Raw genomic sequence first — 5,375 nt, forward strand, 5'->3', positions numbered from 1 at the left:
ATAATCCTTTGTTTTGATGGTACCGTCCGCTTTGGCGTAGGTAAGATCATAGTTAAAACCAAAGAGGTCGGTATCGTAGGCTCTTACGCCGTAGGTATAGCTCTCTTCCGTATTCTGCCCGTTTCCCGCGCCGTTGTACAAACCGTTTTTATAAACAATGAACGGCTCTATGGCACCGTGTGTTTCTGTGACAAAATGCGAATAGATGCCTGCACCCTCATAGACATGCTTACGAAACAGGGAAAGCCGGTGTTTGTCTTTGTCTTTGGTCTGGCCGTAGAAAACGTCGACAAAATTATCATCGAATCTGTAGGATACTTTGGCAAGATCCCACAGCCACCCGTAGGAGTTTCCCCAGCTTCCCGGTCCCAGGATCCGCTTGTCGCCGTACCGATTCGACTCACGGCCTACCTGGGCGGAAAGCCCCTCTATGCCGGCAAGATGGTTGACTTTCAGGTTTAACGCCACAAAGTCAAAATCTTCCTGCGGATCCATCCAGTACGTTTCCTGACCGCTTCTCTTTTTAAAATCATTATAGTGCAGCGACCAGCCGTAGACACTGGCATAATACCCTACTGCCGTAAATTGTATGTCGGGAGAGAGGCTATAGACAAACCCCAGTTTGAGACGGCTTACAAGCAGCCTGTCATCCGGCCGCCCAATGAGGGAAGGATCATTGCCGTACGCTTTTTTATTCATCCCGTCAAGCGTTTCAAAACGCTCCCTGATGCCGCCTACAAGCGTAAAGTCTCCGGCAACAGCAGTGTTGGCTGCCGACAAAAAAAGTGCGGCGAATAATATCTGTTTCAGTGTGATTTGGTGTGACATTTCTGTTTGCGTATCGCTTCTATCTCTTTGACTTTTTCATCCAAATCCTGCAGCATCTCATACTGCTGGCTTTTCGCATTGCCATGATCCTGCATACGTTTTTTACGTTCCTCTATGGTTTCAAGCCATTCATCGATGACTTCATCGGGAATCGAACAGTCAGCAGCCTCTTTCTTTTCATTTTCCATAATCCAGTCTGCTATTTTTTTCATAACGTGTACCATTTTATACTCCTAAAAGTTTATAAATCATTTTGGCCGACAGCAAAAGCAAAACCACGGCAATCAGTTTTTTCACCTGCTGCGGTGTCAGACGATAATGCATGATAAAGTCACCCACATACCCGCCAATGATTGCAGCCACTGTGACCACGCCAAGCAGCACCCAGTCCATATTGACAAACGAAAGGTAGGTCGCAAAGGCACCCAGTGTCGAGAACGGGATGACGAAGCTGATGGCATAAGCCGCTTTTTTCGCATCGAAACCGAGTAAAATGAGCAGCGGCATAATGAGCGAACCGCCTCCTACGCCGATCGTTCCGGATATGAGCCCGACCACAGCACCGATAAGATAGAGTACCCACGCTTTGTCATACACCACTTTCGTTTCCCTATTGCTAAAAAGCAGAAGCAGTGCACTGACGAGCAGAAACGCCACCAGTATCCACTCAACCACCTCTTTCTGTACATACTGGCTCATCCATGCACCGATAGGCGTGGCGATCATAATGGAAATGATCAGAGGCAACGCGAATTTAATGTCCAATACTCCGCGAAAAAAATTCATGAACGATGCCGTAATAGTTGAAGCGGAATTGATGAAAAGTCCAATGGCTTTTGCCAGGTTGATCGGCATCCCCATCATGGAAAAGATGGGCACAAGCCCGATGGCCGAGCCGACACCGCCCATGGAGAAGAGCGTTGAAAGTGCCAGCGTTAAAAAGAAGTAAATCGCATAATGTATCAGTTCGGGACTCATGGCTTAGATCTTTATTTTTTTTGCCATGCCGCCTTTGAGGCTGTCCATAAGCCCCAAAAGTCCGCCGCCGAGATATTTGACTTCAAACCTCTGTGCCGCCAGCCAGGTTCGTGCCATATTGGAGCGGTCTGCCTTTGGACAGGCAACGACGATGAGTTTGTCTTTTGGCAGTTCGTCCAGTCTCTCCGGCAGTTCGTTTGCAGGGATTTTCAGCCCGAAATTCACCTGCCACACCTTTGTTTCCATCGGTACACGGACATCCACCAGTTCACATTTCCCTTCATTGTAAAGCTCAATGAATTCATCGATCTCTATACGCATATTTTTCATTTCGCTTGGAACGACATTTTTTACAAATTCCTGCATGGATTATCCTTTAATTTTTTTCATATAATCTCTGGCTTTATCTCCCCGGAGATAATCTACCACTTTTAACATACCGTCTGTAAGATAGCGTGCATTGTAGCCTTGGAGTTTCAAAAACAGCCGTGCGATCTCTGCCCTGTCATAGTGCGGACACATCGTTACAATGGTTTTGTTTTTGTCTATCTCCTCCAGTCTATCCGGCAGTTCATTGAGAGGAATATGTTTTCCAAAACCAATATGCCACGCTTCATACTCTTCATCAAAACGGATATCTATCACCTCTGCCTCACCTTTGGCATAGAGCTCAAAGAGTTCAGGCATCTGTATTTTCATATCTTTGCGTTCCTGATAGTCAAAATCTTTTAAATATGTGTCAAAATCCAACGCTTGCATTTTTTTCCTTTTATACAATTATTTCTTTTTTATCTTTTCTTTCATATTCACACTGAAAGGTTGTATGTTCTATCTCAAACCGGTCATGCAGTTTCTTTTCCAGTGTGTCTATCACGCTGTTTGAGCGTGAGAGTGTTACATCTTCATTGAAATCCAAATGGGCTTCCAGGTGTATATGCTTGTCATCAAGCTTCCAAATATGAATATGATGCACATCTTTGATCTCCGGTTCTTCTTCTATGGCGTGAACCACTTCCTCAATATCTATCTCTTCCGGGGTAAACTGCATTAAAACAGCACTGCTCTCTTTGACCAGACCAAATGATGCCCAGATAAGATAGACTGCGATGAGTGCAGAAATAAGCGGGTCGATCCAGAAAATACCAAAATAGTACATCAGCACCCCGCCCCCGACAACCGCGACACTTGTCATCACATCTGTCAAAAGGTGCAGATAGGCGGCTTTAATATTCATATTGTCATGCGAATCATCTTTTATGAGCAGTACACTCGCCGCATTGAGCACAATGCTCAGCGCTCCAAGTCCAATGACCCATATAGAATTGATTGGCTCCGGATGGTAGAATTTATGGAATGCCTCGATAATTAAAAATATCGCTATACCAATGAGTACCGAAGCATTAAAAAGGGCTGCGAGTATCTCTGCACGTTTATAGCCGAATGTTTTTGACTCACTGTTCGGACGTGCCGACAACCTGTTTGCCGCATAGGCGATCAGAAGAGCCAGCACATCGCTGAAGTTATGCATGGCATCACTCAGCAGCGCCAGTGAACCGGAGATGATCCCTCCCGCAATTTGGGAGAGTGTGATAATGATATTTAAGATGATAGTGATAAAAAGATTTTTACCACTCACATCATGATGGTGATGTTCGCCCATACTCTGCTCCTAATCAGGCATGATTATTTAAAATAATCGTTTCATAAAAAGGTTCAATCGGTCCTTCAATGATGTAAGGGAAAATTTTCATCACATCTGCTCTGAAACGCGGATCGATATGAGAGTTTTCATGGTCATAAATACTTTCCCAAACCCCGTGGAACAGGTAATGCGTTTTGTCTCCGTCGGAAAAAGCACTTTGCAGAATTTCTGTCGAAATCGCTCTTCTGTAGTGGAGGTTCTGGTACGACCCGGGAATACCTTTGGGAAATTTCGGGTTGTAGTCATAGTCCCCTTTGGCAGGTCGGAACGTATTCTGTGCCACTTTCAGCAGCGAAGTGCTTTTTTCATTGAACACTTTTCTGTCTTTGGTAAAGATGCCGACATGGTTGTTTACCGTAATGTAGCGGTTGGTCGGTTTGTCTTTTTGCTCTCGTAGGAATTTTGCTATCTCCGTTTCGGTAGTATAAATATGTTCTCTGTCACCGGCTGCCACGGTTTTGTAAACACCTTCATGGTAGTTTTTGCTCAGAGGACCGTATTTTGCAATGAGCTTTGCGAACCATTGTGTCGTACCGGACGCCATCAGGTCATGGTAATTCTCAAAACGGACGAAAAGCGAGTAGAACAGCGGTAGACTGCCCTCTTTGCTTGCATCAAAATAGGCACTTTGCAACACCCCTTTAAGGTTGGTAGGATAATTGTGTACCATGGTCGAGTCACCGACCATATTTTTCAGGCTCAATGACAAAAATCCTTTTTTTCCATGAAGCACTTTGCTGTACTCATTGACATGCTTCAATACATTGTCTTTGAATTTACCCATAATCCGAAATTCAAAATACAGGGTAACCGCACCAGACGGTGCTTTTTCCCCTTTCGCAGGTTTGATCATACTGGCATTCGCCATTGCAGGCATCATAGCCATAGAACCGGCTGCCAGCGCAGCAGCTTTCATAAAATCACGTCTTTGCATTTTCTAATCCTTTGTTTATAGTAAAATTCTAACAAGTTCATCAATTACTTCTTAATTAACCAACTGGTTAGTTAATTATAGCGGCATTTTTTTTAATTTTTTCTGAAAGAGGATTTTTTTACTGTTATTTCGTTCTATAGTCAGGTATCACTCATAAAAATTTCGACCCGAGCTAATAGATCAATACACTCACCGTGTATGCGACAAGCGGCAGAAGTACGATTTCAAGAAGCATCCAGTGTGTTCCCAGCTCTTCTCTGATGGCAGCCATGGTCGATATACACAGGGCAGGAAGCTTCATATGGGCTTCCAGCCTCGCTCTTGCCTGAGCCGCTTTTTCTATCAGCATATCATTCTGGAGTTTTTCGGCAAAAGAAACAGCATAGGAATCATTTGCAAGCAATTGCATTGCAAAAAGACGCGGCGGCAAATGTATGTCGGTCATACGATGTACCAGAAAGGCGATCTCTTTTTCAATATGCTCCTGATAAAGCTGAATATGGGGAAGTCTATTTCCCTGGACAGCAGAAACAGCCGCATCTATCAGTTTTTCTGTTCCAAGTCCTTTGGATGCGATCGTCGGGACCACAGAAATACCAAAAATATCCTGTAGTGCATTTACATCGAGTTCGTATCCCCTCTTTTTAAAGTCATCGAACATATTAAGGGCTATCACAATCGGCTGCTGCATATCGACAAGTTCCAATGTAAGATAGAGGTTTCGGCGGAGATTGGTTGTATCGATCACATTGATAATGCCGTCAAACTTTCCCTCTGCCAAAATATCTCTGGTCACTTTTTCTTCGAGTGAATACGGGCTGAGGGTATAGGTTCCGGGAAGATCGAGCAGCGTGACTTTTTCTTTTCTGTAGGTAAATTTTGCCTCTTTTTTTTCAACCGTGACACCGGGCCAGTTGCCTACTTCCAGATCAC

The 5,375-nt window shown here is 44.4% G+C and carries 7 protein-coding genes and 1 pseudogene; all 8 read right to left on the minus strand.

Features of this window, described 5'->3' with window-relative positions:
* A pseudogene (locus F8L24_RS06740) lies at window positions 1-828 on the minus strand (hypothetical protein); the annotation flags it as partial.
* Window positions 807-1,052: a hypothetical protein gene (locus F8L24_RS06745; protein WP_294953542.1), complete on the minus strand. Its 246-nt coding sequence runs from the start codon at window positions 1,050-1,052 to the stop codon at window positions 807-809. The gene F8L24_RS06745 and the pseudogene F8L24_RS06740, both read right to left, overlap by 22 nt.
* Window position 1,053: 1 nt before the next feature.
* A complete protein-coding gene (locus tag F8L24_RS06750; protein ID WP_294953545.1) occupies window positions 1,054-1,806 on the minus strand; it encodes a sulfite exporter TauE/SafE family protein in 753 nt (250 codons plus the stop codon).
* Window positions 1,807-1,809: 3 nt separating this feature from the next.
* On the minus strand, window positions 1,810-2,172 hold the full coding sequence (locus F8L24_RS06755) for a rhodanese-like domain-containing protein (protein WP_294953547.1): 363 nt from the start codon (window positions 2,170-2,172) through the stop codon (window positions 1,810-1,812).
* A 3-nt stretch (window positions 2,173-2,175) separates the two neighbouring features.
* On the minus strand, window positions 2,176-2,565 hold the full coding sequence (locus F8L24_RS06760) for a rhodanese-like domain-containing protein (protein WP_294953550.1): 390 nt from the start codon (window positions 2,563-2,565) through the stop codon (window positions 2,176-2,178).
* Window positions 2,566-2,575: 10 nt separating this feature from the next.
* A complete protein-coding gene (locus F8L24_RS06765; protein ID WP_294953553.1) occupies window positions 2,576-3,466 on the minus strand; it encodes a cation diffusion facilitator family transporter in 891 nt (296 codons plus the stop codon).
* Between the two features lie 13 nt (window positions 3,467-3,479).
* Window positions 3,480-4,442, minus strand: a complete 963-nt coding sequence (locus F8L24_RS06770) for a twin-arginine translocation signal domain-containing protein (protein ID WP_294953556.1) — start codon at window positions 4,440-4,442, stop codon at window positions 3,480-3,482.
* Window positions 4,443-4,614: 172 nt separating this feature from the next.
* A partial coding sequence (locus F8L24_RS06775; RefSeq protein WP_294953559.1) for a FeoB small GTPase domain-containing protein occupies window positions 4,615-5,375 on the minus strand: 761 nt, incomplete at its 5' end.

Source organism: Sulfurovum sp. (assembly GCF_015493435.1).
In the GTDB taxonomy this organism is placed as follows: Bacteria; Campylobacterota; Campylobacteria; order Campylobacterales; family Sulfurovaceae; genus Sulfurovum.

Coding starts and splice junctions, on each gene's coding strand:
- F8L24_RS06760 (WP_294953550.1), bottom strand. CDS start 2,565: ATGCAAGCGTTGGATTTTGACACATATTTAAAAGATTTTGACTATCAG.
- F8L24_RS06750 (WP_294953545.1), bottom strand. CDS start 1,806: ATGAGTCCCGAACTGATACATTATGCGATTTACTTCTTTTTAACGCTG.
- F8L24_RS06755 (WP_294953547.1), bottom strand. CDS start 2,172: ATGCAGGAATTTGTAAAAAATGTCGTTCCAAGCGAAATGAAAAATATG.
- F8L24_RS06770 (WP_294953556.1), bottom strand. CDS start 4,442: ATGCAAAGACGTGATTTTATGAAAGCTGCTGCGCTGGCAGCCGGTTCT.
- F8L24_RS06765 (WP_294953553.1), bottom strand. CDS start 3,466: ATGGGCGAACATCACCATCATGATGTGAGTGGTAAAAATCTTTTTATC.
- F8L24_RS06745 (WP_294953542.1), bottom strand. CDS start 1,052: ATGGTACACGTTATGAAAAAAATAGCAGACTGGATTATGGAAAATGAA.